This window comes from Herbiconiux dendrobii (genome assembly GCF_052048175.1).
Taxonomy (GTDB): domain Bacteria; phylum Actinomycetota; class Actinomycetes; order Actinomycetales; family Microbacteriaceae; genus Herbiconiux.
Genome location: NZ_JBLZQV010000003.1, coordinates 189,931 through 215,816 on the forward strand (window position 1 = coordinate 189,931; position 25,886 = coordinate 215,816).

General features: G+C 65.1%; 29 protein-coding genes and 1 pseudogene. 9 read left to right on the forward strand and 21 right to left on the reverse strand.

What is annotated here, in order from left to right:
* Positions 1–33 precede the first annotated feature (33 nt).
* Together rpsB and ACN4JJ_RS09825 are read right to left on the reverse strand one after the other, a co-directional pair.
* Positions 34–1,059 carry a 30S ribosomal protein S2 gene (gene rpsB / locus ACN4JJ_RS09820; RefSeq protein WP_440709728.1) on the reverse strand — a complete coding sequence of 342 codons (1,026 nt, stop codon included), beginning with the start codon at positions 1,057–1,059 and terminating at the stop codon, positions 34–36.
* Between the two features lie 191 nt (positions 1,060–1,250).
* Complete coding sequence (locus ACN4JJ_RS09825) at positions 1,251–2,810, reverse strand: sugar porter family MFS transporter (protein WP_440709729.1); 1,560 nt, start codon at positions 2,808–2,810, stop codon at positions 1,251–1,253.
* A gap of 138 nt (positions 2,811–2,948) precedes the next feature.
* Between ACN4JJ_RS09825 and ACN4JJ_RS09830 the strand changes: the two are divergent.
* From ACN4JJ_RS09830 to ACN4JJ_RS09840, 3 genes and pseudogenes are all read left to right on the forward strand, one after another.
* Positions 2,949–3,530, forward strand: a pseudogene (locus ACN4JJ_RS09830) (murein hydrolase activator EnvC family protein); the annotation flags it as partial.
* A 169-nt stretch (positions 3,531–3,699) separates the two neighbouring features.
* On the forward strand, positions 3,700–4,185 hold the full coding sequence (locus ACN4JJ_RS09835) for a helix-turn-helix transcriptional regulator (protein ID WP_440709730.1): 486 nt from the start codon (positions 3,700–3,702) through the stop codon (positions 4,183–4,185).
* A 9-nt stretch (positions 4,186–4,194) separates the two neighbouring features.
* Positions 4,195–4,599, forward strand: coding sequence for a VOC family protein (locus ACN4JJ_RS09840; RefSeq protein ID WP_440709731.1), 405 nt, complete (start codon positions 4,195–4,197; stop codon positions 4,597–4,599).
* Positions 4,600–4,847: 248 nt separating this feature from the next.
* Here ACN4JJ_RS09840 and ACN4JJ_RS09845 read toward each other — a convergent pair whose 3' ends face one another.
* The 4 genes from ACN4JJ_RS09845 to ACN4JJ_RS09860 form a co-directional block, all read right to left on the reverse strand.
* Positions 4,848–5,768, reverse strand: a complete 921-nt coding sequence (locus ACN4JJ_RS09845) for a tyrosine recombinase XerC (protein ID WP_440709732.1) — start codon at positions 5,766–5,768, stop codon at positions 4,848–4,850.
* Positions 5,769–5,983: 215 nt separating this feature from the next.
* Positions 5,984–6,880 carry a phosphodiesterase gene (locus ACN4JJ_RS09850; protein ID WP_440709733.1) on the reverse strand — a complete coding sequence of 299 codons (897 nt, stop codon included), beginning with the start codon at positions 6,878–6,880 and terminating at the stop codon, positions 5,984–5,986.
* A 77-nt stretch (positions 6,881–6,957) separates the two neighbouring features.
* Complete coding sequence (dprA, locus tag ACN4JJ_RS09855) at positions 6,958–8,454, reverse strand: DNA-processing protein DprA (RefSeq protein WP_440709734.1); 1,497 nt, start codon at positions 8,452–8,454, stop codon at positions 6,958–6,960.
* On the reverse strand, positions 8,451–9,203 hold the full coding sequence (locus ACN4JJ_RS09860; protein ID WP_440709735.1) for an ATP-binding protein: 753 nt from the start codon (positions 9,201–9,203) through the stop codon (positions 8,451–8,453). The genes dprA and ACN4JJ_RS09860 overlap by 4 nt, the downstream gene beginning before the upstream one ends.
* Between ACN4JJ_RS09860 and ACN4JJ_RS09865 the strand changes: the two genes are divergently transcribed.
* The 4 genes from ACN4JJ_RS09865 (at position 9,132) to ACN4JJ_RS09880 (ending at position 12,233) form a co-directional block, all read left to right on the forward strand.
* A complete protein-coding gene (locus ACN4JJ_RS09865) occupies positions 9,132–10,634 on the forward strand; it encodes a recombinase family protein (RefSeq protein WP_440709736.1) in 1,503 nt (500 codons plus the stop codon). The genes ACN4JJ_RS09860 and ACN4JJ_RS09865 overlap by 72 nt on opposite strands.
* A 50-nt stretch (positions 10,635–10,684) precedes the next feature.
* Positions 10,685–10,921, forward strand: a complete 237-nt coding sequence (locus tag ACN4JJ_RS09870) for a hypothetical protein (RefSeq protein WP_440709737.1) — start codon at positions 10,685–10,687, stop codon at positions 10,919–10,921.
* Between the two features lie 305 nt (positions 10,922–11,226).
* Complete coding sequence (locus ACN4JJ_RS09875) at positions 11,227–11,613, forward strand: hypothetical protein (protein ID WP_440709738.1); 387 nt, start codon at positions 11,227–11,229, stop codon at positions 11,611–11,613.
* Positions 11,610–12,233, forward strand: a complete 624-nt coding sequence (locus ACN4JJ_RS09880; RefSeq protein ID WP_440709739.1) for a recombinase family protein — start codon at positions 11,610–11,612, stop codon at positions 12,231–12,233. The genes ACN4JJ_RS09875 and ACN4JJ_RS09880 overlap by 4 nt, the downstream gene beginning before the upstream one ends.
* Here ACN4JJ_RS09880 and ACN4JJ_RS09885 read toward each other — a convergent pair.
* From ACN4JJ_RS09885 to ACN4JJ_RS09905, 5 genes are all read right to left on the reverse strand, one after another.
* Positions 12,230–13,546 carry a PIN-like domain-containing protein gene (locus tag ACN4JJ_RS09885; RefSeq protein ID WP_440709740.1) on the reverse strand — a complete coding sequence of 439 codons (1,317 nt, stop codon included), beginning with the start codon at positions 13,544–13,546 and terminating at the stop codon, positions 12,230–12,232. The genes ACN4JJ_RS09880 and ACN4JJ_RS09885 overlap by 4 nt on opposite strands.
* On the reverse strand, positions 13,543–14,115 hold the full coding sequence (locus ACN4JJ_RS09890; RefSeq protein WP_440709741.1) for a hypothetical protein: 573 nt from the start codon (positions 14,113–14,115) through the stop codon (positions 13,543–13,545). Before ACN4JJ_RS09890 ends, ACN4JJ_RS09885 begins: the two co-directional genes overlap by 4 nt.
* A 225-nt stretch (positions 14,116–14,340) precedes the next feature.
* Complete coding sequence (locus ACN4JJ_RS09895; protein WP_440709742.1) at positions 14,341–15,438, reverse strand: AAA family ATPase; 1,098 nt, start codon at positions 15,436–15,438, stop codon at positions 14,341–14,343.
* The gene (locus ACN4JJ_RS09900) at positions 15,435–16,400 is read right to left on the reverse strand and encodes a bifunctional DNA primase/polymerase (protein ID WP_440709743.1); all 966 of its coding nucleotides are present in this window, start codon (positions 16,398–16,400) and stop codon (positions 15,435–15,437) included. The genes ACN4JJ_RS09895 and ACN4JJ_RS09900 overlap by 4 nt, the downstream gene beginning before the upstream one ends.
* A 564-nt stretch (positions 16,401–16,964) precedes the next feature.
* Entirely contained in the window at positions 16,965–17,270 is a 306-nt protein-coding gene (locus ACN4JJ_RS09905; protein WP_440709744.1) for a hypothetical protein, read from the reverse strand.
* Between the two features lie 203 nt (positions 17,271–17,473).
* Between ACN4JJ_RS09905 and ACN4JJ_RS09910 the strand changes: the two genes are divergently transcribed.
* Entirely contained in the window at positions 17,474–18,115 is a 642-nt protein-coding gene (locus ACN4JJ_RS09910; protein WP_440709745.1) for a hypothetical protein, read from the forward strand.
* Between the two features lie 3 nt (positions 18,116–18,118).
* On the forward strand, positions 18,119–18,898 hold the full coding sequence (locus ACN4JJ_RS09915; RefSeq protein ID WP_440709746.1) for a hypothetical protein: 780 nt from the start codon (positions 18,119–18,121) through the stop codon (positions 18,896–18,898).
* On the opposite strand, the gene ACN4JJ_RS09920 is transcribed toward ACN4JJ_RS09915, so the two are convergent.
* The 10 genes from ACN4JJ_RS09920 to ACN4JJ_RS09965 form a co-directional block, all read right to left on the reverse strand.
* On the reverse strand, positions 18,895–19,287 hold the full coding sequence (locus ACN4JJ_RS09920) for a hypothetical protein (protein ID WP_440709747.1): 393 nt from the start codon (positions 19,285–19,287) through the stop codon (positions 18,895–18,897). The genes ACN4JJ_RS09915 and ACN4JJ_RS09920 overlap by 4 nt on opposite strands.
* A 253-nt stretch (positions 19,288–19,540) precedes the next feature.
* Positions 19,541–20,026, reverse strand: a complete 486-nt coding sequence (locus ACN4JJ_RS09925; RefSeq protein ID WP_440709748.1) for a hypothetical protein — start codon at positions 20,024–20,026, stop codon at positions 19,541–19,543.
* Between the two features lie 79 nt (positions 20,027–20,105).
* On the reverse strand, positions 20,106–21,197 hold the full coding sequence (locus ACN4JJ_RS09930) for a hypothetical protein (protein ID WP_440709749.1): 1,092 nt from the start codon (positions 21,195–21,197) through the stop codon (positions 20,106–20,108).
* A 144-nt stretch (positions 21,198–21,341) separates the two neighbouring features.
* Entirely contained in the window at positions 21,342–22,274 is a 933-nt protein-coding gene (locus tag ACN4JJ_RS09935; protein WP_440709750.1) for an ATP-binding protein, read from the reverse strand.
* On the reverse strand, positions 22,274–22,633 hold the full coding sequence (locus ACN4JJ_RS09940) for a YraN family protein (protein WP_440709751.1): 360 nt from the start codon (positions 22,631–22,633) through the stop codon (positions 22,274–22,276). Before ACN4JJ_RS09940 ends, ACN4JJ_RS09935 begins: the two co-directional genes overlap by 1 nt.
* Positions 22,634–22,733: 100 nt before the next feature.
* Positions 22,734–23,057 (reverse strand): DUF2469 domain-containing protein, encoded by a 324-nt coding sequence (locus ACN4JJ_RS09945; protein ID WP_440709752.1) that lies wholly within the window; start codon positions 23,055–23,057, stop codon positions 22,734–22,736.
* 12 nt (positions 23,058–23,069) lie between these two features.
* Positions 23,070–23,789, reverse strand: a complete 720-nt coding sequence (rnhB, locus tag ACN4JJ_RS09950; RefSeq protein WP_440709753.1) for a ribonuclease HII — start codon at positions 23,787–23,789, stop codon at positions 23,070–23,072.
* Positions 23,786–24,715 (reverse strand): signal peptidase I, encoded by a 930-nt coding sequence (gene lepB, locus ACN4JJ_RS09955; RefSeq protein ID WP_440709754.1) that lies wholly within the window; start codon positions 24,713–24,715, stop codon positions 23,786–23,788. Before lepB ends, rnhB begins: the two co-directional genes overlap by 4 nt.
* An 87-nt stretch (positions 24,716–24,802) precedes the next feature.
* Positions 24,803–25,150: a 50S ribosomal protein L19 gene (gene rplS / locus ACN4JJ_RS09960; RefSeq protein WP_440710291.1), complete on the reverse strand. Its 348-nt coding sequence runs from the start codon at positions 25,148–25,150 to the stop codon at positions 24,803–24,805.
* A gap of 188 nt (positions 25,151–25,338) precedes the next feature.
* Positions 25,339–25,845, reverse strand: a complete 507-nt coding sequence (locus ACN4JJ_RS09965) for an MFS transporter (RefSeq protein ID WP_440709755.1) — start codon at positions 25,843–25,845, stop codon at positions 25,339–25,341.
* Positions 25,846–25,886 lie beyond the last annotated feature (41 nt).

A 25,886-nucleotide genomic window follows, 5' to 3' on the forward strand; every position in this document is an offset into this window, starting at 1 on the left:
ACCGCGGTGACGGCGGGATGACGTAGTGGGTGACTACTTGGCGGCCTTCTCGGCGTCGGTCGCCTCGGCCTCGAGCTTGGCCTCGGCGGCCTCGTCGGAGATGACCTGGTGCTCGACCACGAGCGACTCGTCGGTGATCTCGGCCAGATCGGCGGCAGCGGCCGCGTCGGCGTCGTTCTCCTCGACGGGGACCTCGGCGGCGACTACCTCGGCCACGGCCGCGGTGTCGACCTCACCGGAGATCTCGCCGTCGACGGCCTCGATCTTCTCGGCCTCGCTCTGCGGGTTCTCGGAGGCCTGCAGCAGCTCGCGCTCCCACTCGGCCAGCGGCTCGACGGCCGACACGTTGCCGGTCTCCTCGGGCTTCTGGTGGCGCTGGATGAGGCCCTCGGCGGCGGCGTCGGCCACGATGCGGGTCAGCAGGGCGACGGAGCGGATCGCGTCGTCGTTGCCCGGGATCGGGTAGGTGACCTCGTCGGGGTCGCAGTTGGTGTCGAGGATGCCGATGACCGGGATGCCCAGCTTCTTGGCCTCGTCGATCGCGAGGTGCTCCTTCTTGGTGTCGACGACCCACAGCGCGCTCGGCGTCTTGGTGAGGTTGCGGATACCGCCGAGCGACTTGTGCAGCTTGTCGAGCTCGCGCTTCTTGATGAGGAGTTCCTTCTTCGTGAAACCGCTCTTGGCGGTGTCTTCGAAGTCGAGCTCCTCGAGCTCCTTCATGCGCGCGAGGCGCTTGGAGACCGTCTGGAAGTTGGTGAGGAGGCCACCGAGCCAGCGCTGGTTCACGTAGGGCTGGCCCACGCGGGTCGCCTGCTCGGCGATGGACTCCTGAGCCTGCTTCTTGGTGCCGACGAAGAGCACGGTGCCGCCGTGGGCGACCGTCTCCTTGACGAAGTCGTAGGCCTTGTCGATGTAGCCCAGCGACTGCTGCAGGTCGATGATGTAGATGCCGGAACGCTCGGTGAAGATGAATCGCTTCATCTTCGGGTTCCAACGGCGGGTCTGGTGCCCGAAGTGAACGCCGCTGTCGAGCAGCTGGCGGATGGTGACGACGGCCATGGCCGTTCTCCTTTGTTCTCGGTTGTCTTCCGCGACGATGGCCGCGGAGCCTGGTGCCCGGCGCGCATCCGGCGCTCTCATGCGAGAGGGACCGATCGGATGCTGCGCCACGGAGGGCACGCGAAGTCACCCCGACGAGCGGGGTGCTCCGAGAACTATACCACCCGCGTCACGGGGCCAGGGCCCGGCGGCTACGTGCGCGCGAGACGCTCCGCCTTCGCGTCGCGGGCGGCCTGGCCGCGCACCACCTTGAGGTCGTCCATGCTCTCCAGCGAGCGCCCCTTCGTCTCGGGCACCGCGAAGAACACGAAGAAGAAGCTCACCAGGGCGAAGAACGTATAGAGCCCGTAGGTGAAGGCCAGCGAGAAGCTCGACAGCGCCGGGAAGGTCTCGGTGATGGCGAAGTTGGTGAGCCACTGCGCCGCGGCGGCGATGCCGAGCGCCTTGCCGCGGATCCGGTTGGGGAAGATCTCGCCCAGCAGCACCCAGACGATCGGGCCCCAGGTGGCGCCGAAGAAGATGACGAAGAGGTTCGCGCCCACGAGGGCCAGCGGGCCCCAGGCACCGGGAAGCTGCGGGGTGCCGCCATCCGTCACCACGGCCTGCGAGAAGGCGACGGCCATCAGGCCGAGCGAGACGACCATGCCGGCCGATCCGGTGAGCAGCAGCGGTCGGCGGCCGATCTTGTCGACGAAGAAGATGGCCACGAAGGTGACGGCCACGTTGATGATGCTCGTCACGACCGAGATGGTGAAGCTCGTGCCGGAGTTCGTGGTGTCGAAGCCGACCGAGCTCCAGAGGCTGGTGGAGTAGTAGAAGATGACGTTGATGCCCACCAGCTGCTGGAACATCGACAGCAGGATGCCCACCCAGACCACGGGGAGAAGGCCGAACATCTTGCCGCGAAGGCTCGCCGTGCGGGCGTTCTCTTTGTCGAACTTGATGCCGTCTTCGATCTCTTTCAGGGCGTTGTCGACCTCGTTCGCGGGCATCACGCTGGCGAGCACGTCGTGCGCATCCTCTCGTTTGCCCTTGCCGGCGAGGTAGCGCGGGCTCTCGGGCAGGCGCCAGGCGAGCAGGCCGTAGACGATGGCGGGAACGGCGCAGGCGATGAACATCCAGCGCCAGGCGTCCTGACCGAACCAGAGCGGCTCGTTCGCGCCGCCGGCCGCGCCCTGCAGGAGGGTGTCGCTGAGCAGGGCGGCGAAGATACCGAGGGTGATGGCCAGCTGCTGCAGGCTGGCGAGGGCGCCGCGCACGGCCTTCGGGGCGATCTCGGCGATGTAGGCCGGGGCGATCACGCTCGCGATGCCGATGCCGAGGCCGCCGATGAAGCGCCACGCGATGAGGTCCCAGACGGCGAAGGCGAAGCCCGATCCGATCGAGGAGATGAGGAAGAGGCCGGCGCCGATCAGCATCACGGGGATGCGGCCGATCCGGTCGGCGATGCGGCCGGCGAAGTAGGCGCCCACTGCGCAGCCGAGCAGGGCGACGGCCACGACGAAGCCGGAGAGCAGCGGCAGGTCGCCGAGGGCGAAGTCTTCGTCGATGGCCTTGACGGCGCCGTTGATCACGGAGGAGTCGAAGCCGAAGAGGAAGCCGCCGAGCGCCGCCGCCACCGAGAGGGCGATGACTTTGCGGCGCAGGCGCTTGGAGGTCTGGTGGTCGTCGGCGGCTCCCGGGGAAGAGGAGGAGGCCTTACCGGCGGCCTTGGCGGGCGTGGATCCGGATCCGGGGTCAGTGGATGTCATTTCGGACTCCTTCGTGCCGATCGTGCCGGGAGAGGGGGGTGCGTGTCCACTTCTCCACAACTCCGATCCTGGCACGGTTCGTCCACAATCGTGGCGGTGTTTCGTTCGGGCCTGCGGATGCCGCCGACAGTGGTGGGTATGAACGGTTTTCGGCGGTGGCGGTGGTGGTTGCGGCGGTCGCGGCGGTCCCGGCGCGGTGGGCTCGTCCCGGCGGATGGAGCGGCGAGGGCGGCATCCGGGGCGGTGCGGGACCGGGTGGCGGCGCTCGGGGCGTTGGCGGTGGCATTGCTTCTCCCGGCCGTTCTGGCGGTCACTCCGGTATTCGCCGGACAGGCGGCCTCGGCCGGTACCGGGTCTGCGGACGTAGCCGCGCGTACGGGCTGGCGGTGGCCGGTGGCGGAGCCGGTCTCGGTGACGGCCGAGTACCGGGCACCGGCGACGCGGTACGCCGCAGGGCACCGCGGCGCCGACCTCGCGGCTGCTCCGGGAAGCCCGGTGAGGGCGATGAGCGCCGGCACGGTGGTGTTCGCGGGCGTGGTGGGGGCCAGGCCGCTGGTGGCCGTCGAGCACGGGGACGGATATCGCTCGAGCATCGAGCCGGTGCTGACGTCGGTCGCCGTGGGGCAGTCGGTGGTTGCCGGTGATCCGCTCGGGGTGACGGCGTCGGGCGGGCATTGCGGCTCCGGATGCGTGCATGTGGGCGTGCGGCGGAACGGCGAGTACATCAATCCGCGGCTGCTCATCGACGGCGTGCCCCGGGCCGTGCTGCTGCCCCCGGCGGCATCGGCATCCGGGGCGGTGTCGGCATCGGCATCGTTGGCGGTGTCGGCATCACCGCCGACACGGGCCGACCCGGTCGTGGCCGCTCCCCCGGGTGCACAATGGGGGCATGGCATCCCCGGATCTCGACGAGCTGCGACTCCTGCGCCGAGCACGCGATCTGATGGACCGCGAGTACGCCGAGCCGCTGAACGTACCGGTGCTCGCCCGCCGGGCGCTGATGTCGACCGCGCACTTCAGTCGGCGCTTCCGCGAGGCCTACGGCGAGACGCCCTATGCGCATCTCATGACGCGACGCATCGAGCGCGCAAAGGCCCTGCTCCGCCGGGGCGACCTGAGCGTGAGCGAGGTGTGCTTCGCGGTGGGCTGCACGAGCCTCGGCTCGTTCAGCTCGCGCTTCACCGAGATCGTGGGCGAGACCCCGAGCGCGTACCGCGCCCGCTCGCACGACGACTTCGCGGTGGTGCCCAGCTGCGCCGCCATGGTGCTGGGGCGTCCGCGTCGTGGCCGCGAACAGCCGGCCGGCGAATCGGCCGACACGAGCGATCGCCGATCGAGCAGAATCGAAGAAGCGCTGGTGGCGGCCACGCAATAGCGTCGTGCCATGACAATCTCACTCAGCCACGTGCACGTGCTCGTCGACGACCCGGATGCGGCCCTCGCGTTCTATCGGGACACCCTCGGTCTCGAACTCCGCTACGAGGTCGAGAACGACGGTTTCCGCTGGATCACGCTCACGCCCCCGTCGCAGCCCGAGATCGAGGTGGTGCTCTCGCAGCCGCAGGCGGGCCACTCGAAAGAGGACGGCGAGGCGATCGCGGCTCTTCTCGCGAAGGGCGAGCTGCCCGGCCCGCTCTTCCGCACCGACGACCTCGACGCCACCTTCGAGAAGGTGCGCGCCGCCGGCAACGCCGAGATCATCCAGGAGCCCACGAACCAGCCCTGGGGCGTCCGTGACGCGGCCTTCCGAGACCCGGCCGGCAACATGGTGCGCATCAGCCAGGCCTGAACCCGCCCCCACCGCCGCGAGCCACGTGTCCGCGGCACGCCGAGGCCGCACGCGTCGGCCGTCGGACGCTCATCGGACCCGCAAGCGCGCGACCCCTGTCGCGCGACGACTCGCTCGCGGCAGGTGGCGGCGCTGGCTGCCGACGCGGGGGCGGCCGACGCGAGGTCGCGCGGCCGGCGCGTTCCTGAGGGGACCGACGCGGGATCGCGCGGTGCGCGTTGCTCGCCTCGCGGGCGGGCGATCCGTCGTCAAGCGCGGGGGTGTGCCGCCTGATAGGAGGAGCGCAAGCGCTCGACCGTCACGTGGGTGTAGATCTGGGTGGTGCCGAGGCTCGCGTGGCCGAGCATCTCCTGCACCGCGCGCAGGTCGGCACCACCATCGAGCAGGTGGGTGGCGGCGGTGTGCCTCAGGGCGTGCGGCCCGGCCGGGCCGCTCCCCGGCACGCTCTCCAGCAGCCGAGCGACGAGTTGGTACACCGACCGTGTGCCGAGCCTGCCCCCGCGCACCCCGACGAACAGTGCTCGGGCATGAGCACCGCCGCCGACCTGGCGCGCGACCAGCGGCGGCCGGCTGCGGGCGAGGTAGTCGGTGAGGGCGAGGGCGGCCGGTTGCCCGAAGGGCACGATCCGCTCTTTCGACCCCTTGCCCACGACTCGCACGGTGCGGCGGTCGAGATCGAGGTCGTCGAGATCGATGCCCACCAGCTCGGAGACGCGCAGTGCCGAGGCGTACAGCGTCTCCACCACCGCGAGATCGCGCAGCGCCACCGGATCGCCTTCGGCTGCCCGCGCCTGCAACACCTCGAGCAGGCCCGCCATCGAGTCGTTCGAGAGTACCCGGGGCAGTGTGCGCTCCGGCTTCGGGGCGCGGAGCCTCACGGCCGCGTCGACCTCGATGTGTCCGCTGCGGCGAAGCCACGCCGAGAAGGCCTTCACCGACGCCGACCGTCGAGCGAGCGTGGCCTTGGCCAGTTCGCGCTGCGACGCCTCCCAGAGCCAGTCCCGGTAGAGCTCCAAGTCGAGCCCGCCGACGCCGGTCACCCCTCGCGCCGCAGCGAACCGCTCGAGATCGGCGAGATCGGACCCGTACGAGCGCGCCGTGTGCGCCGAGTACCCGCGCTCCAGCCTGAGGTACCGCTCGTACTCCTCCCGAGCCGCCGAGATCTCCATCCTCCCAGCATGCCGCGCCATCGCTGGTGCGCTCCCCCGCCCCGCTGACGCCGGGCGGATCCGCTGAGTCCGACTCGATCCGCCGAGCCCCGGCCGGTCGATTCTGATCGCCGGCGGCCGTCGATCGGTCGGGCGAACCGCAGGGGTGAGGCGCCGACGGCGTACGCGACGGCGGCGTTCGCGACGACGGTGCCTGCGGGCACTCCCGATGCCGGTCAGGCGGTGGGGGGAACTTGACGGGAGAAGGCCTCGCGCCGCTCGTCTTCCGGGAGGGCGTAGACGCGGTCGACGAACTCGTTGTCGAAGCCCGAGACCTGCGGGAAATCGCCGATCGGCACGATGGAGTGCACGATCCGGTCGTCGTAGACGTGGACGATGGAGAACGACTGTCCGCCGCCGACGCCGGTCAGGCGCCCGCGCTCGGCCGCGACATCCATCGTGTAGCAGGTGGCGGCCGCCACCGAGACCGGAACCCCCGCGAAGGTGCTGTGGGTGGAGTAGTGCAGATGGCCTCCGATCACGCCCCGCACGTCGGTGCCCGAGATGGCCGCCGCCAGCTCGTTCTGCCGCTGCAGCTCGAGGATCGGCATCAGCGGGATCGTCGTCGGAATCGGCGGGTGGTGCAGAGCGATGATCGTGCCCTCCGGCGCCGGCTGCGCGAGCTCGGCCCGGAGCCAGGACAGCTGATCCTCCGTGAGCTCACCGTGGTGGTATCCCGGGACGCTGGTGTCCAGCGCGATCACCCGGAGCCCGCCGAGCCGGATGCTCGCGTCGACCGGCTCGGTGCTCGGCGCCTGGTCGAGCAGCTCCGTGCGCAGCCGAGCCCGGTCGTCGTGGTTGCCCATCACCCACAGCACCTGCGCCCCGAGCCGCGCCGCCGCCGGCTCCACGATGCCCCGGATGCGCCGGTAGGCGTCGTCTTCGCCGAGATCCGCGATGTCTCCCGTGAACACGAGCAGTTCGGGCCGGATGCCCGACGCCTCCAGTTGCCGCAGCGCCTGCGTGAGCGTCGCATCCGTGTCGACCGCCCCGTACAGCGGCTTCTCGCCGGCCAGGAAGTGGGTGTCGCTGATGTGGATGATCGTGTGCAGGGGCTCGCCGTACTGGGACATGACCTCAGTCTTCCAGACCCCCGTCTACGGCGAGCGGCCGGACGGTGAACAGTGACGGATCAAGGAACAGTGACGGATCAGGCACGAAGCCATCCCTTCACCTCCTCCCGCACACCGTTCTCGACGGCAAGCAGTCCGAGCGTGACGGCGACCGTGCGCCCTGACAGCCCGCTGAGCCGCGCGAGCTCGGCCACACTGCGAGGCGTTCGGCGGCTGAGAGCGTCGAGCAGCCGTGTCACATCGGGATCCCTCGCGGCGCCCTCGGCGCGTCCGGGTTCGCGAACCGCCAGCCCCTCACCGGAACGGGAGAACAGCCCTTCGCCGGAGCGCGAGACGGAACCGAGCACGAGTTCGACGATGTCGGCCGCCGAGGTGACGCACACGGCGTCGTACTCCCGCAGCAGCCGATGACAGCCCTCCGAACTGACGCTCGTCACCGGACCGGGCACCGCGCCGATCGGCCGCCCCAGCGCGGCGGCGTGACCCGCCGTGTTGAGCGAGCCGGAGCGCCGGCCGGCCTCCACGACGACGGTGGCGTCGCTCGCCGCCGCGATCAGGCGGTTGCGCTGCAGGAATCGCCACTTCGTGGGCGCCGATCCGCAGGGCAGCTCCGAGGCGACCGCCCCGGTGGCCGCGATCCGCAGCAGCAGGTCGTGGTGGGCGGCCGGGTAGAGCCGGTCGACTCCCCCGGCGAGGTACGCGACAGTAGTGCCCCGGCTCGCGAGGCTGGCCCGGTGGGCCATGCCGTCGATGCCGTAGGCCGCGCCCGACACCACGGTGAAGCCCCGATCGCTCAGGCCGGCACCGAGATCCATCGCGACGTGTTCGCCGTAGGACGTGGCGTCGCGTGAGCCGACCACCGCGATCGATCCTCCCCGCCGGTCGAGAGCCGTGATCGAGCCCCGCACCCACAGGGCGAGAGGCGCGTGGTGGCCGAGGTCGGCGAAGCCCCGCGGCCATCCCGGATCTCCGGGAACCAGCATCCGTGCACCGCACCGTCTCGCGCCTTTCAGGGCTTCGACCACCAGTCGCGACGACAGCCGCGGCCTCCAGCGCTCAAGCGCGGCCGCCAGGTCGGCCCGCGTGACCGGGCTCGAACCGCCGAGCCCGCCGAGGCAGCCGAGGCCGGGGTCGCCTGTCTCGCTGCCACCGGCATCGCTCCCACCGCCATCGCTCAACCCGGCACCGCTCCCCCTGGCACGGCCCTCCGACATCGGACTCGGGTCGTGATCGTGCGACTCGACCGCGTGCGGATTCTCGAGCAGCTCGAACCACGCTTTCGCGGGCCGGCCCTCGAGCAGCATCGAGAGAGCCCGGTCGGCACCGAGGGCCGCGACGACCGCGCCGGCCACGCCGTCGCCCGGTTCGGCGATCGTCGACCAGCTCGCCGTGGCGAACAGCCGGGAGACCGTGGCATCGTCACCTGCCTCCACCGCCGGGACCTCCTCGGAAACGGGTGGGCGGTCTGCGGCGGCGGACACGCCGGCGTCGTGCCGCTCCCCACCCCTCACGGGACCGACGACGGCGGTCACGAGCTCGCGAACCACGGTGCGGTCGAGCTGATGGATCATCATGCGTTCACCGACTTACGGAGGAAGAGCGCCCAGCCGACGTGCTCCCGTGTGGGAGCCGAATCGCCGCCGTCGAGATCGGCGAGAGTCCAGGCGACCCGCAGCACGCGGTCGTAGCCGCGCATGGTGATCGTGCCGCGTTCGAGCGCACGGTCGATGGCTGCGGTCGTCGCGCCAGGCAGTCGGCGCCGGCCGTCGCGGAACCAGGATCCCGGTACCTCGGCGTTGGTCTTCCAGGGTGTGGACGCCAGCCGGGCACCGGCGACCGCACGGGCCTGCTCGACCCGGGCTCGCGCTTGGGCCGTGGTGACCCCGGAGGGCTCATCGGCTCCGACCCGGATCGCCCCCGCCGTGACCCGGTTGACCCGCAACTGCAGGTCGATCCGGTCGAGCAGAGGGCCGGAGAGCCGCCCCAGGTAGCGCCGCCGGTTCATCGGCGTGCAGACGCAGACGATGTCGGAGGTGCCGTACTGACCGCAGGGGCACGGGTTCGCCGCCAGCACCAACTGGAACCGGCCCGGGAAGTGCGCGATCGCGTTGGCCCGGTGCACCGTGATCGTTCCCGACTCCAGCGGCTGCCGGAGCGTGTCGAGCACGGAGCTCGGGAACTCGGGTGCCTCAACAACACATCCAAAATTACAACCTGAGCTACAGTCGATTTCGACGCAGGAGGACGGACGATGAAGACAGCGGCAATTTACGCCCGCATCTCGAAGGATCGAGAGGGCCGCGAGCTCGGAGTGCAGAGGCAAGAGGATCTATGTAAGGAACTTGCGGCGAAACTCGGGTTCTCCGTGGTCGGCATCTTCATCGACAACGACATCTCAGCATCAACCAACTCCACCAAGCCACGGCCACAATTTGATCAAATGTTGCAGCGAGCACGCCTGGGCGAATTCAACTCGATCCTCGCCTACTCGAACAGCCGTCTCACACGACGGCCTCGTGAGTTCATCGACTTGATAGACCTGTTCAAGTCGAACGGCATCGTTATCCATACGGTCGCCTCTTCCGATGTCGACCTCGGCAGGGCGGAGGGGCGTGCTCTCGGCATCACGGTGGCCGCATGGGATGCGGCAGAAGCGGAGCGCACGTCCGAGCGCATCCGTGAATCGGTCAAACAGAGAGCCAAGAGCGGGCGCTGGCATGGTGGCGCGGTTCCCTATGGCTACGTGGCAGAGGGCGATCGTCCCGGACAGCGAACCCTTGTTCCTCACCCGCCTGAGGTAGTCCGCATCGAGGATGCCGCTAAGCGCATTCTGGCGGGCGACAGCATGCAAAGCATCGCGAACGACTGGAACAGCCGAGGCCTGACCACGCGCGGCGGGAAGCATTGGCGCAACACGAACCTTCGAGCCATTCTGACTAATCGCTCCCTCTTGGGTGAGACCACGATCCGGGATCAGAACGGGAAGCGGATTCAGGGCGTGAAGGGATGGGAGCCGGTCATCGATCAGCGCACCTTCGACCGTCTACAGCGTGTCTTCACCGATCCCGCCCGGAAGGTCACCCACTCCCCCGGCGTTCGCGGCGGCAAGTATTCGATGGGAGGCGGTCTCACTGTGTGCGCGGTTTGCGGCCACCGCCTCATCACGGCCAGCCATCACGGCAAGCCGAGTCTGGGCTGCAACAAGAAGGTCAACGGCCCAGACGCATGCGGGCGCGTGACCGTCGACCACACGAACCTGGAACGCTACGTCTTCGAGACCGTCGTGGCAGCGCTCAAAGCAAACCCGCGATGGAATCAGCGACTGGCTGAGCCGGACCCTGACAACGACGCGAAGATCACGAAGCTTGAGGTCGACCGCGCAGATCTGGTCGAGCAACAGCGACGACTGAACGACGCCTGGATCATGGGTAACGTTGATGAGCCGCACTACCGGACGCACGTCGAGCGCATCAAGTCGGAGCTTGAAGCGATAGAGCGGAAGATCAACGACCTGCTTGGCTCCACCGTAATGACGGACGCGATCGCCGACGGACTCGACTGGGAGTCCTGGCCGCCGATGCGCCGACGAAACTTCATGCGTCTGGCCGTGCGTCGTATCGAGGTCGGCCCATATCCGAAGGGCGTACCGTTCGGCCTACCTCGACGCGGTAGCGAGTCGGATGGGGAGTATGAGACTCGGCGTCAAGCGCACATCAATCGCGTGATGACCGAGCGCGTCACAATCGTCGTTTAGGTCCAGGAACTCGATATGCTCGCCTCGTTTAATGACGACGGAGGCAAGACGTGGCAATTCATTTCCGGCTCGAAAAGCTCGACGACTCGAACTACGTAGCGACGTCCGACAAGTTCGAGCAGGTTCTCGCGGACTTCACGCGCAACGATGACGGCACTTGGGCGACGAAGCCGCAGTTCATCTGGGTCGATGCCGATACGAACGTCAAGTTCAAGGATCAGCCGACTGTCGAAGCAGCCTTTGACGCTTTCGTCGCCTGGGGGAACGACAACCCCATCCGCGCCTAGGCAGGACACAACCATCTGATTGACCGTGGTGGTGGTTTTGCAGACGCACCCACGACAGAGACTGCCTCGGCGGTGACGTAGAAACCGGCCTCTGGGACGTCGGCAATCCCCTGTTGCAGGATCGACCGTCCAGCCGAACTCACGTGCTGAGATGACGAACCAGCCTCCCGAAATACACCAATCGAGCGATTTATGTATTTGCGATTTACATCGGCCATCCCGCCTGTTTCAATTCGATCTGTCAACTTATCTGTGAGTTGACTGATCGAAGCCTGAGAGTTACTCAGGCGTGAAGGAGAGACGCCATGTCGAACGCCACCAGCACCAAGCCGACCGCCGCAGTCGACGAAGCCGCAGCCGTCGAAACCACCAGGGCTCCTAGCCGAGTCGAAGCGCTCGCGATCCTCAAGGACAAGGGTTACACCGGTCCGACCAGCTTCACGGTGACCGCGCTCCGCGAGATCCTCGCCTGGTTCGAGGTCGGCACACCAAAAGATGCGGGCTCCATTCCCACTGGCGTTCTCTACGCCGTTCACCCCGACCTGCGACCGGCCAAGACCACGACGGCCAAGGCGCTGACCAAGCACCAGGAGGGCTACCAGGCGGCTCTGTCCGATATCGCGGCCTTCGGGAACAACCTCAAGGCGATCCAGGCATGGCTGGTCGACAACCGCCTCGAGGCTGCCGAGTGAAGGTGGTCGGCTACCTCCGGGTATCGACCGTCGGCCAGGATTACGGCATCGAAGCCCAGCGCGCCGCTATTGCAGCCGAAGCAGAGCGGCGAGGCTGGGAGGTCGAGTACATCGAGGATGCGGGCCGATCTGGCAAGGACATCAACCGTCCCGGCATCAGCCGCGCCCTGGCCATCCTCAAAAGTCGGGAGGCCGCAGCCCTCGTAGTGTCGAAGCTTGACCGCCTCAGCCGCAGTCTGGCCGACTTCGCGAGGTTGCTAGAGACAGCCAGCAAGCAGGGATGGGGCGTGGTGGCGATAGACCTTGGCATTGACACCACCACCCCGACCGGCGAACTTGTCGCCAACATCATGGCCTCGGTGTCGAGGTGGGAACGACAGATGATCGGCATGCGCACGAGGGAAGGCCTGGCCGTCGCTCGCCGGCAGGGCAAGAAGCTGGGTCGGCCAGTCGTGATGGAACCCGCGACTCAGCAGCGCATCTTGGATGAGCGTGCCGCCGGTCGAACCTTGGCTGCGATTGCATCCGGCCTCAATGATGATCAGGTACGAGTGGCCGGTAGTGGCAACGCCTGGTATCCCAGCACAATTCGATCCGTCTGTTACCGCAAGCGAGACTAGCTCCGAGTGCTCTTGTCCAACGCGGAGAGGGCCTGCTGTAGCTCTGCAATTTCGATTTCGAGGTCACGAATTCTTTGGTGTCTCAGTCTGGCGCTGTCCCTTTCAACGAGCGGACGCTCCTCGTTCTGCCACCTGTGAAGATTGTCCCCGTGACGCTCGAACTGATCCCTGACCATTCGCCTTTCCAGCTTGAGGTCATGTAGGCGTCGACGCAGATCTTCCTTCTCATTCGGAGCAGAGGTGTGGGCCAGTTCGGCCTCGAGGCGCTCTTCAATCTCCCGCAAGCGCATCAAGCGTTTCTCCGCTGCGACCCTCTCGCTGAGGTACTCCGCCTCCATAGGAGCAAAATCTAGAACGGGAGGCTTGTGGACCAACTCGGACCGGTCACGATTCAGCATGTCCAACTGGTACAGAAGGAGCGCCCGCTCTGATTCCGCCCGCTCCCGAGATACCAGCTCAACTTCCCGCACGGAGGTGGTGTTCACCGTCAGTTCGAGCCTGGTCTTTGCGAAGCGCAAAAATTGGTCTGGCGAGTAGAAGTGCACGCGCTCACCCGAGGCCTCGAAGAATTCGTCCACGAGTTCGACCCTGGGGCCCTGGGTCTTACCCTTGACGCGGTACCACCAGTCTTCTTTGCCATCGTCGGTGATGAATAAAGCGGGCTGCTTGACGTTCCCGACGTGGGCAATTAACTGCCGCCACAGGACCAGATCCCCATAGCGGTTCGGTTCGGGCTTGTCTTTATCTTCGTATCCGGGTGGAATCTTCTCGGCGTATCGCTGCGCCCCTTCAACGTAAAGTGCTTTCAGAGTCTCCACGTCCGTCGATTCACCAACGCGGCCCTCATAGAGGGTTGTCACCGTGTCGAAGACGCGCTCATTCGCGCCGTCCGCAACCCGCGCCTCATAGTCTTCACGCGACTTCTCGACTGCGTCGGTGATTGCTTTCATGCTGTTGTCGAGCAGCTCTGTCGTCGCCCCCTTATCCAGGGATGGGTGCAGCCGATAGCCCTGCAGTGCTTTCAAGATGCCGTTGGACGCCGCCTTGATGGCGTTGTCGATTTCGTCGTAGGCCTTAGCCTGATCCTCGATCACTCCAAGGCGACGTCTTTGGAATTCGAGCCCGACTTGGTGAGGAATCCAGAGTTGCTCCGCCAGAGCTTGCAAGACAAGCAAAAAGTCGTCGCGAGTGCTGTCGGTGTAGCGAAACAAGTTGAGCAAGGCGTTCGTATCAAGGACGATCAGGCCTCTGCTCCAAATGTCGGCCAGCTCTTCTTCTGTCGGCGTGTAGTAGCCGCGAAAGAGATTTCTCATTTGGCGCTCTTCTTTGCCGATCCCCGGATAGTCGTGAACGCCGAGTGAACCGACACGGCAATCACCGGCTCTGTATTCGTTTGAGCGCTGTCCTTATTAGTGGGACGCGCGGTCCTCGGACCCGGGTCTAATTTGCTAAGTGGTTTCACGCGAAAGAACCCAGTCGAAACTAAGACGACATAGATTGTGGAAAGCAGGAGGACGACGAAGAGAGGCACCCAATTAGCTCCAACGACGGCGAATATGTCGCCGTCGGTCGACTGCAGTGCTTGGGAGATAGTCAGCACCAGTAGTGCGTTGACGACGCCCACCACCGTCAACGCTCCGGCCGCAAGAAGGTGGTCTGGCACCTTCGTGTTGTTCTCGTATTCAATGATTCGCTTAGCCTGCCGCTGCACGAGCAGTCCATACTCCCAGTGCACATCGGAATCCTCGGGCAACCCCTTCAATGTCTCAATGTCAGCGTTCAGACGCCTCCTCCAACGCGCTAATGGAAGCAGGCGCGTTCCGAGCCACGGCAAGAATGTGAGAAGAACACCGATCACTACTGCATTTGCTATTTCCCCCATCCGGTCAACTTATCAACAGATGTGCAGGCCAAGTTGCACCCCCCGCTATTTAGATAGCGGGGGGTTGCAGGTGGGGGCCTCTGATCGAGTGGTTCCTGCTTGGAGGTGGGCTTTGAACATGGGCTTTCTCCCGCGAATTCAACCATCTCGGGAGCCACCGTGTCGCGATGGGCGGGGATGGCGGAGGGCTATGCAACTGGGCCACCGAAATGGAGTGATTTTGGGCTACGACCACATAGGCGACTGCCGGCACCATGCGTAAGTCGCGGCTACTTTACCTCCCGATGTCTGCGTTGCTGCGGCTGCCTTCGAAACGCGCCCTGCCTCGACAAGTCCCTTAATCCGTCGGGTTGCTGTGGCCGAGCTGCATCCTAACCGGATAGCGATCTGTGCGATTGTCATCGGACCATCCGCTTCCCCGAATACCTGCTCAATCGAAACCTCGCGCGTCGTCGTTGTGACACCAAGGCGGTGGTCGTGAGTGAGTGCTAACGGCCCGACTTCCGCTCCGGGCTGCTTCAAGTGGTGCAGCTTGACCTCGGAGTCACCAGCGCGGCCCGACAGGGCCAGCACAGACCCGAGCCCACTGGTCAACCAGGTGGAGCCGTAGATCGAGTCGAGCGCCGTCTCGTGGCTACTGCCGCCTGCCGTCTTTCGCTCGTGATGAAGCACAACAACCTGCACCCCGCGAGTTATCAACTCCTGCCACGCTGAATTGATACCGGACGCGGTTGCGTCGTCGGTAAGCCCAGGCGCAAGGTCCTTTAGGGAGTCGACTACGACAAGGTCGACGTCCGAGCCCTGCTCTTCGACCCAATCGGCCCACACAGAGGCCCCGAGCGTCACGTTGACCGGTAGTGGCCCCTTCCAGATAAGGAGACGATCGTTCAGCCGTTCGCGGTCACCCTCGCTCACCATGCGCCTCATCGAACGCGCGGCCTGACTTGGACGGTCCATCGCTAGGTAAAGCGTCCGGCCATCAGACTGCTGAACAGGGAGCCCCAGGAAGGTGGGAGGTCGCACTCCAACGCGAGCCAACACCAGCTGCTGGGCGATCGTCGTCTTGCCGAGACCCTGCTTCCCGGCAATCATCAGCCCTTCGCCTTCCGCCCAAAGAACCCGATCGCCCTCGCCCCATAGGGCAGGTATCGACTCTGGCTGATCTAGGACGAAGTTTCCGCCACCCAGGAGACGATCCTGCGCTTGCCTCAAGGGGGCGCGCTCATTCCTTCTTCCTGGTTGATCGCCGCTTGGTAGCGAAATGATCTCGCGCGCCAACCGCACGATATCGCCATCGCTCAACGACGTAGGATCGGCGCTCACGAAGTCCACCTCAGAGCGACGACCGTATCGTGGTGGGATTCGTCTTGCTCTGCGATGAAGCGGCGCGAGCCTTCGATTAGGCCTTCAACTTCCGACCACGGGAAGCTCGCTCGATCAGGGGTTAGGAGCCAGACCGCGCGAGCAAGAGTCCAGACCGCCGCGGCGTTGTGGGTCCCATACCGAGCCCACCAACGGCATGTCAGCCGATACATCGAAATGTTCCGCGTACTCGGCACTAGACCAGAACCCAACGCGAGACTGTCGCTGATCAGGGTCTGTTCGCCTCCCTCGGGCCCTTTGTAGGCGGACCTACCGGATTGTGGCACCGGTGACCTATATCCTCCGAGAAGGCCGCCTGGCATTCTGGGGATGGCAGCGAACGACCCACGTACGAGCCTGTACGACCGCTCGCGGTTCGAATGGACACGAACAGAGGGCGGCGCGACCACAAAGCGGTTTCCATCGGCTAGCAGATCGACGTCGGGCAGCCACCCGATGCGAGTCATCACCGGGTCTGCCGTTGTCAGGTAGATGTGACTGCCGCCAGACGGCGTGCGCACCAGCGGCGCGTGACTCACGTCGAAATCAGGATGCTGCCGCTCAAACTCGATGAGCGACTTATAGCCACTGGTGCCGTCCGGGTCGTTCTTTACGTCTACGTCGATGACTCGCAGGCCGCTGGCACCAGTTGCAATGCCGATGTTGGCATCAGGCCACAGCCTCCACCAGTCACGAACGACTTCTGAATCGTCGGTAGCCGCAGCCGGCCAGCCCTTTAGCAGCGGTGTCGTTCTGCCGGGAACAAGCGGATGAACGGCGAAGCCCAATGCGGCGTAAACGCCTGCCCAAGCCGACAAGGGTGAGGTTAACTCGATAGAGTCGATAGCGGCTGGTGTTCTTTCGGGAGCTCGGTGGGCGTGGTCATACGAGGCCACGTCCTCCGAGTTCGATCTAGTCGTCATTGTCAGCCACCTCCGTAGCTCGAACGAACGCAACTAAGCGATCAATGACTTCATCTGAAATGTCGAGTGCAGGCTGCGTGTTCACTTCGCACCGCCAACATCGAGCCAATCCGCATTAGCGCGGCTGCGACCCCCTGGACCCAGATATGGCTGATACTGGCTTGCCAGCGCGGCTCCGGTGAACAGCTCTGAAAGAGGGCGCCCAAGTAGGGCCGGAAGGCGGTCGCGAACCGGTCCAGACGGAACCACCTCGCCGTTGAGCACCCGCTTGAGGTGCAGCAAAGGAACATTGATTTGCTCTGCAGCCGCTCGAACGCTCCAGCGTTCGTCAAGTAGCGCCTGTCGAGCTGGTTGAACGCCAAAGCGTGTCATCAGACTCTCCGCATGTGAGGAATTGCCTCAGTCGCGGGAGCCTCATCAAGAGCAGGACTTATCCCAAGTTAGAGCCCGCTTCGCGGACCGTTCCCTGCGTTCTCGGGGGGAGGATTGCCGCCCGATGCTTTGTCGCTATGGATCGATTTTATATAGGAATGTTCCAACTTTGGACAATTCTTTGATCATGCCTCAGCGACGCTTTACGGCACCCAAATACACCCACGCGGCTCGCTCATTGCCGGACGAGTCGCGCCATTCGATATGCGCAGCCTTCGTATTCCATTCGACTACGCGAGCCTGTATTTTCACGGTCCCGGACGAGATGGGAACCCACGCTTCGACCTCGATAGGTTCTGGAGCCTTCACCGGCTTATCGTGATCGATACCCGTTACTGCAGGCGGCAGGCTTTCGATCTTCGGGCGCATTGCGGACTCTTCGATGCGGCGGTCCATCTGCTGGTCAATGCGATGCGCATAGCGCTTGTTCGTGCCCATGACGCAAGAGTAGAACATATGTTCGAATAGACGCGAGCCACGCTGCCGTGGATAGGAGAGCGAAGGTCGCGCCATTGGAACGCTGCCGTGGATAGGATGCGATCTCTACTGAGCTTAGTTCAATGAACCTCCGGAGTGTCGTCTACGGCTGTCTAATTTTGCACGCCATAATCCGATCACACCCTTCAAGACCCTGGAGACCAATGGACGTCAAAGCTTTGCTCACCGAGGCATGGGCCGCCGTGTCAGAGGCAAATATTCCGGATCACCTACAGGAGGTTGCCTTCAGGGAGGCAATTGCATTGCTCTCCCGCGGCGAAGATGCCTCGCCGAAGGAGGAAGGCGCACCAAGGCCTCCGAAGGCACCCAAACCGCGAAAGACGACTGGAGGCAGTCCGCGGGCAAGCAGCGAAGTTGCATTGCCGGAAAGCCCCATTGACTCCACGGCAACAGCGAGTGACCTCTTCGACAAATTGTCCTCGGAGACCGGGATCGAAAAGTCTCAGTTAGAAGACGTCTTTTACTTCGATGCCGGGACGGTCGGCCTTAATGGCCCAGCTCGCAAGCTTGGAGACAACCCAACAGCACAGACGAGGGCAGTAGCTATTGCCCTCGGCGCCGCCTACTACTATCTGGCTGATGAGCGCGAGATCTCGCTCCCGGTCATTCGCGCAGAAGCAGAACGATTGAAGTGTTTCGATAGCAAGAACTTCAGAAATCACATGGCCAAGACTCCCGCCACATCGCTGGTCGGACCTGACTCTGATCGAAAGCTACGTGTTAAGAATGAGATCGGTGATGAACTGAAGAAGGTGGTCAATCACTTCTTGGGAATCAAGGAGTAGCTCGTGAGCACAGGAGCCTTCTCCGAGGTGGAAAGAGGACTACTGGCGTCCGGTATTCCGGCTGACCTAGTCCACGAGTTACTAGAAGCTTTTACCGAGAGCAAACGTCGCTACTTCTTGGGGGACTTTCGACCAAATGCGGTTGAGGGCGGCCGCTTTTCTGAGGCGGCACTCCGAATCTTGCAGTGGCAGGCGAGCGGCACATATACGGCGCTGTCGGACAGCCACTTCAAGGCTGAATCAGTGATTACCTTTTTGTCGCAGCAAGCCGCCGGTTCTATTCCGGATAGCGTTCGGCTTCACATACCCAGGGCCATCCGCGTCGTGTACGACATTCGCAATAAACGCAACACCGCGCATCTGTCCGACGGGATCGACCCGAACGTCCAGGATGCCGCGCTGGTGATCAACACCCTCGACTGGATTCTGGCGGAACTAGTCCGGTTGCACCATAACGTCTCGGCTGGCGACGCCCAGGAGCTAATTGAGGCGATCGTCAGTCGAGAAGTGCCGATGATTCAGGTCTTCGACGGCATGCCCCGAATCTTGAAGGATCTGCCAGCGTCCGATCACTGCCTCGTTTTGCTCTACTGGGCAGGCCAGCGGGGTACGACCCGTCAAGAACTGAGCGACTGGTTGCCCGTTAGCATGCGAACGAATCTAACCCGAACACTCAATCAACTTCATGCCAAGCACAAGGTTCACTTCACGCCTCCTGCCGTCCAACTGACACGAGTTGGAGAACGCGACGTCGAGGCTCGCAAGCTCATCCAGCCTCTCTAGCGCATGTGACTTGGTGGAGTCGCCGATCCTCTGGATTTGCGTTCCATCGGGAACCGTGTCCGGATCACGTTGTCGGGCCAGTCGTAGTCAGCGTCATCTTCGACGAGCGGCACGTCATCCTCGATGACCTGCGCCTCAAGCACGAGAGGCTGCGGGGCTTCGACCGCCTTGAAGATACCCGCGCTCTCCCCCATGCCCATGAGTTCTTGCCAGGGCCTCACTTCGACCTCAACCTGCGACTTAGGCCCGTAGCCAGTCCGATCAAGTAGCAGCGTGATTGCCCTCAGTCGATCGGCGTCCGTGGTGTCGGGCTTGGTAAGGATTCGCTGCAACTCAGCCAGGGCCGGGTTGACGAGTTCGAGCATGCGCTCGCGAGCCTTCTTCTGCACATTCGGCAGTGTCCCACCGTGCTTCCGGCAGACAGTCGCACCATGAATCGCCCAGTTCTTGCAGGGTTCACCGTTCCGTCGTGGAGAACCGCACCTGATTCGGGGCTGGTCGACCCTCTGGCGGATTGAACCGGGATCGGTGGAGGTCTGAACCCCGCCGTGCATCTGACACGTTGTAGCACCATTTACGGCGTTTCGCTGACACTGCTTTCCGTAGTTGGGACGCCCGGGTGTCGAGGCAGTCGCCGCGCACCTAGGCACGCCAGAACTGCTTCCACACGAGCGGGCCATAGGTCAGCTGATAGTGGGGCGCGCACTGGTGGCAGAACACGAACTCAAGGATGAGACGACCCACGTTCAGCCAGAGCACGCCATAGCCGGCCATCGCGCTTGAATCGCAGGACGAGCACTTTGCAGTGATGCGCTTGATCGCTGGCCCGCCGTCTGGCACTTCAGAAGAATGCAGCCTGACGTCGTCTCGGAACCAGTCGCCGCGCACGACAAGTGGACGCGGTGCCTCGCGCTCAACCTCGATGTGCGATTCCTGCTCGAAGAGCTGCCTGGCTTCGTCATCGAGCGTCGTCTGACCACAGACCGCGAACAGGACGCACTTCTCGATCCAGGGATCTTCGATCAGGTGGCGGTTGTCCGGCGCAAGGCGTCGAGCTTCGTTGATGGCCTCCATCATCTGGTCAACGGCAGGTGAGGCCGTGAGAGTGTTCCGATCTGGGATGAGCATTGTTGCTCCTTCATTTTGGGCCGGGCAGCCGGGAGGCTGCGTGGCGCCGGATCCCGGCCAGGGCCGACGCCACGCTGTCCTAGATCGTCGGGTTCGTGTACGTGCTCGAGGTCGTTACCTGCATGACCGCAGCGGCACCTCGATTACGGACGGCCACGCCGAGGCCTTCGGCGTAGGTGGCATCGATGAGGGGGTAGCGCGAGTTGGTGCCGGGGATGATGCGCAGTCCCTGGTACTCCTTGCGAACGTGACGACGGATCGCGAGCGGGTTCCGAGCCGAGTTCTCGCCCGATGAGGCGACAGCCGCGACGTAGCCCGCCGGCATCCAGTAGCTCTCGTGGATCAGCGCGTTGCCGAACGAGCCGATGATCGGTAGCCCCTGGAACTCGGATGGCGGTCGGTCACCGACCAGCATCTCGGTTGTGAGGTAAGCCGGTGCGCCCGCCGCCGAGATGAAGTCGAACGGCGATCCACCAGCCACGCGCAGTCCCCGAATCGCATCTCCCTGGTTGGGATGAACCATGATGACGACGCGCTCGTTGGCCGACGTGCCGTACCCGTGCTCTGTGATGTGGTTGATGAGGTCACGAAGGTCGATACCGTCGATCTGGGTTGACGCCGAAGTGAGGAAGTGGGTGTGACCTGACGTGAACGTGCGGCCCGCGAACGCCGGAGGCTTTGCGTCGGACTCGCCGTCCCACAGCGAGTAGATCGATGTGCCGTTCTCGTTCGTCGGACGCGTGGCGATGGTCGTCTTGGTGAACAGTGCCGACATGACCTTTTTGAAGTGCAGCCGAACGTTGGCTTCGAGTGCCGCGTTGTGCTGGGCGTTGACCTGGGAGACAGGCGCGTCGCGAAGGAATGCTTCGGTGTAGCGGATGCCGAGGTCAAACCATTCGAGCGGGAAGCCCATGCTGAGCACGTCCGTCGCTGCACGAGTCGACTTGGGAACGCCGAACTCGGAAGCAAGCTCGAACTCGTCACCTGCGAGAGCCTGGGACACGGCCTCACCGGGGATGACCGTCGGGAATGTCAGCAACGAGGTGAGCGAGTTACGCCCCTCGTTCCAAACTTTGAGGATGGCGATGTACTCATCCCACACTTTGTCGAGGTCGTAGCCGTCGACGGTGCGGGTGAGGAAGTCGCCGCTGGTACTGAAACCGCGTGGCATGATGCCTCCTGTGTGGTGAAGATTCGTTGGAATCGTTCGCACCACAGGTAGCGAACACGCCCTCGGCGTTGGCCTCAAGACGATCTAAGCGGTTGAGCCGCCTACGTAGATCGAACAATAACAGGCGATCACCCCAGGTTGTAATTACTGCATCCTTGAATCGTCGAGGAAGAGCACGCCGTATGCCGCCCGCGCCGCCGCTCCCGGCCGGATGAGCTTGGAGCCACCGCCGACCAGGGCCGCTGCCGACGTGGTGTGGTGAGGACTCTCCATCGGAGGCCGGGAGATCAGGCCCGACAGCGTACGGCCGGCCAGCGACGACAGGGACGTGACCACGAGCGACTCCTCGGGCCCGAGGTCGGGCAGCAACGCGGGCAGCCTCTGCGCCAGCATGGTCTTGCCCGCACCCGGCGGGCCGAGCATGAACAGGTGATGCCCGCCGGCTGCGGCGACCACGAGCGCCTCCACGGCGTCCGGATTTCCCACCACATCGGCCAGGTCGCCCGACTCGACCGGTACCGGCGGCACCGGCTGCCGCAACAGGGGTTCGACCGGTCGGGGCTCGAGCTCGGCACCGTGCCGGATGAGCGCGTCGCGCAGCGAGGCGACCGTCGTGACCTCCACGTCGGGAACCAGCCGCGCCTCGTCTTCGTTGCCGCGCGGCACCACGAATCGTGTGTACCCGGCGGCACGGCCCGCCACGATCGCCGCGAGCACACCGTTCATCGGCCGCACCCGCCCGTCGAGGCTCAACTCACCCAGGTGCACCACCGACTCGATCGCCTCGGAGGAGATCAGCCCCTCCGCCGCGAGCACGGCGACGGCGATCGCCAGGTCGTACGCGCTGCCGTGCTTGGGCAGCGCCGCCGGCGACAGGTTCACCACGATCTTCTTCGCCGGGAGCGGGCAGCCGTCGTTCGCCGCCGCGGCCCGCACCCGGTCTTTGGCGTCGGACAGCGCGGTATCCGGCAACCCGATGATCTGGAACCCCGGGATGGCGCTCGCGATGTGCGCCTCGACCTCCACGATGGCGCCCGACATCCCCTGCAGCGCCACCGAGAGCGTTCGCCCGACCATCAGCCCACCCCGCGGAGGTGCTCGATCGAGGGCGAACCCCCGGAGGGGCACAGGATGCCGATCACGTCGATGCGTGTCTCGGGCTGCCGCCCGGCCTCCCGCTCTTTCACCCACGCGCCGGCCAGCAGGTACAGACGCTTGAACTTGGCCGGGGTGATGGCCTCGAAAGGATGCCCGTAGGCATCCGATGTGCGGGTCTTCACCTCGACGATCACCAGCGTCGGCCCGTCGTACGCCACGATGTCGATCTCACCGACCGGACAGCGCCAATTGCGCTCCACCACCCGGAAACCGGATGCCTTCAGATGGTCGGCCGCGAGCTCTTCGCCGCGGAGACCCAGTGCGTCTTTCGCCTTCATGACTACCTCCGCGACCAGCGTGCGGGAGGGGTCGGAGATGCGGGCGGTCAGGCCGTGATCTGTGGAGAACTCCGCCGATCTTCAGCCTGTGCAGAAGCGACTACTCGTCGAGCGCGAGCTCCTTGGGCAGCTCGAAGTCCTTGCTGGAGAGCTCTTCGACGTTGACGTCTTTGAAGGTGAGCACCCGCACCGACTTCACGAACCGGTCGGAACGGTACACGTCCCACACCCAGACGTCGTTCATCGTGAGCTCGAAGTAGAAGTCGTGCTCGGTGTCGCGCCGGGTCAGCTCGACCTCGTTCGCGAGGTAGAAACGCCGCTCCGTCTCGATCACGAACTTGAACTGCGAGACGACATCGCGATACTCGCGGTACAGAGCCAGCTCGACCTCACGGTCGTAGTCTTCGAATTCGTCCTCGTCCATCGTGGCTCCAGTCTAGGCCGCGGATTCGCCGTCGGAGACGACGGCCTCCTCGAAGCCGTCCAGCATCACCGCGGTCTCCCCCGCCGTGATGCCCGAGAGCCAGCTGTGCCGGTGCAGATCGGTGGGCCCGAGCGACAGGATCGCCGAGCGGTGCTCCTCGCTGCCGTAGCCCTTGTTGCGCGCCCAGCCGTAGGCCGGATGCACCCCGTCGTGCTCCACCATCAGCCGGTCGCGCGCGACCTTCGAGATCACCGAGGCGGCCGCCACCGAGGCGCAGTCCCGGTCGCCCTTCACCTGGGTGTGCACGGTCAACGGATGCGGCACCGCCCGTGAGAGCCAGTCGAAGTGCCCGTCGAGGATGACCGGCACGGTCGAGACGTCGAGTCCGGCCGCCACGATCTCGGAAAGAGCCCGGGCACCTGCGAGGCCGAGGCACGCGGTGATGCCGATCCGGTCGATCTCCTCGGCCGAGGCGTAGCCGACCGCGTGGGCGACACCCCACGAACCGGCGACGGGGGCGAGCTGCTCGCGCCGGGCTTCGGAGAGCATCTTGGAGTCGCGCAGCCCCTTCGGGACGCGGGTCGACCGGCGCACCTCGACGACGCAGATCCCCACCGCGACCGGACCGGCCAGGGCACCGCGCCCGACCTCGTCGCAGCCGATGATCAAGCCGTCCTGCCGGCCGAGCAGCCGGCGCTCCAGCGCGAGCGTCGGATCGGCGACCGGGCTCATCGCGACGAACTCCCGGCGAGCGGCAGCACGGGCGCCGAGACGGCGGCCAGAGCGGCGGCGGCGCCCGCATCGGCGTCGGCGTCAGAGCCGGAGTCGGAGTCCGAGTCCGCAGCCGAGGCGGCGACGCCGCCCGTGTCCGCTGCGCCGGAGGGAGCCGACGCCGCAGGCGCCGGCGCATCCGGAATCCCGCTGAACACGCTGCCGTAGTTGTCGAGCCAGGCCCAGTGGTCGATCGGCCAGGTCACCAGGATGGCGCGCCCCACCACGTTGCCCACGGGCACGAAGCCCTTGCCCGGCTTCTCTTGATTGAAGCGCGAGTCGGCCGAGTTGTACCTGTTGTCGCCCATCACCCAGAGCGAATCGGCCGGGACGGTGATGTCGAAGGGCTCCTGCGAGACGGCGGAGACGCCATCCGGGAGCTTCAGATAGGCGGACTCGTCGAGCGGCACGCCGTTCACCGACATCTGGCCGAGGGCGTTGCAGCACACGACGTTGTCGCCCGGCAGGCCGATGACACGCTTGATGAGGTGGTCGTTGGCGTCGTCGGCCGCGAGGCCCACGCCCTCCAGCACCCAGTCGACCGCGGCGGCCAGCGGGTTCTTCTCGGGCTCCGCGACCGCGTTCAGCCAGCCGCCCGGGTCTTTGAACACGACCACGTCGCCGTGGGACAGGGGCAGGAGGCTCGGCTCGAGCTGGTTCACCAGGATGCGGTCGTTGATCTGCAGCGTGTTCTCCATCGACCCGGAAGGGATGTAGAACGAGCGCACCAGGAAGGTCTTGATCAGCACCGAGGCGAGCAGGGCGATCACGAAGATGATGAGGAGGTCGCGAGCGAAAAGCCACGCGCTCTTGGACCGCCTCGACCGGCGATCCCCCGCGCCGTCGCCGCCGCTGTGTTCGTGCGATGGCACGGATGTTTCTGTCATTTAACCGCCTGAGCTCCCGGACCACTGTAGTGGTCGGGAGCTCAGGATAACTCGTGTCGTGACCGGGTCACGCAGCGAATTCGGAGACTACGCGTCGCGCTTCTCTTTGATCTTCGCCTTCTTGCCGCGGAGGTTGCGCAGGTAGTACAGCTTGGCGCGACGGACGTCACCGCGGGTGACGACCTCGATGTGGTCGATGACCGGCGAGTGCACCGGGAAGGTACGCTCGACGCCGACCTGGAAGCTGACCTTGCGGACCGTGAAGGTCTCGCGCACGCCCTCGTTCTTGCGGGCGATGACGACGCCCTGGAACACCTGGATACGCGAGCGCGTACCTTCGACGATGTTCACGTGCACCTTGACGGTGTCACCGGCGCGGAAGTCGGGGATGTCGCTCTTGAGCGATGCTGCATCGACGTTGTCGAGGATATGCATTGTGTTGTTCGCAATCTGTACCCGCCACAGGTCGAGCACGGCTTCGTTGTCAAGAAAAGGAGTGCCCGCGAGTTGCTGATTCCCCTGTGGCAGAATCTGGCCGAGGCACAAGGGTCAATTGTGCCACAGATCCACGAATCGGCGCAAAGCAGCCGCACCAGGACGGCACACGCGACGGGTGGGGCCGATCAGACCCGGGGCGGAGCCGGCCGGTCGGAGGCCTGGATGACGATGTACTCGCCATCCACTCGCGGCGGCCGGGCCGCCTGAACCGGGCTCTGGATGCGACTGGCCTGCTCCTCGAAGCCGGCCAGCACCGTGCGCACCCGGCGCCGGGTCTCGACGACGAGCTGGATGATGCCGCTCCAGAACAGGGCGATGACGGCCACGACCGCGAGCGTGCCGAGCAGCGCCGTGGCCGGTGTGAAGAAGCCGACGGCGATGATGAGGCCGTGCAGCACGGTCAACAGCGCGACGTCGAGCCACGAGACGGCCCGTTCGGCGCGCACGTCTTTGCGCGCGAAAATGAGGCCGGCGGTGGCCAGCATGCCCACCGTGAGCATCATGACACCCACGATCAGCCCGATGATCTGCCAGCCGGTGGCGGCGAAAACGCCCCAGCCGACCAGGATCCACGCGGGGAGGATCACCGCGGCCGGGAACTGCCAGTAGAAGAACGCCCGTCGGATGAACACCCTTCAAGGGTATGCAGCCAGTCCGCATGTTCGCTGTGACC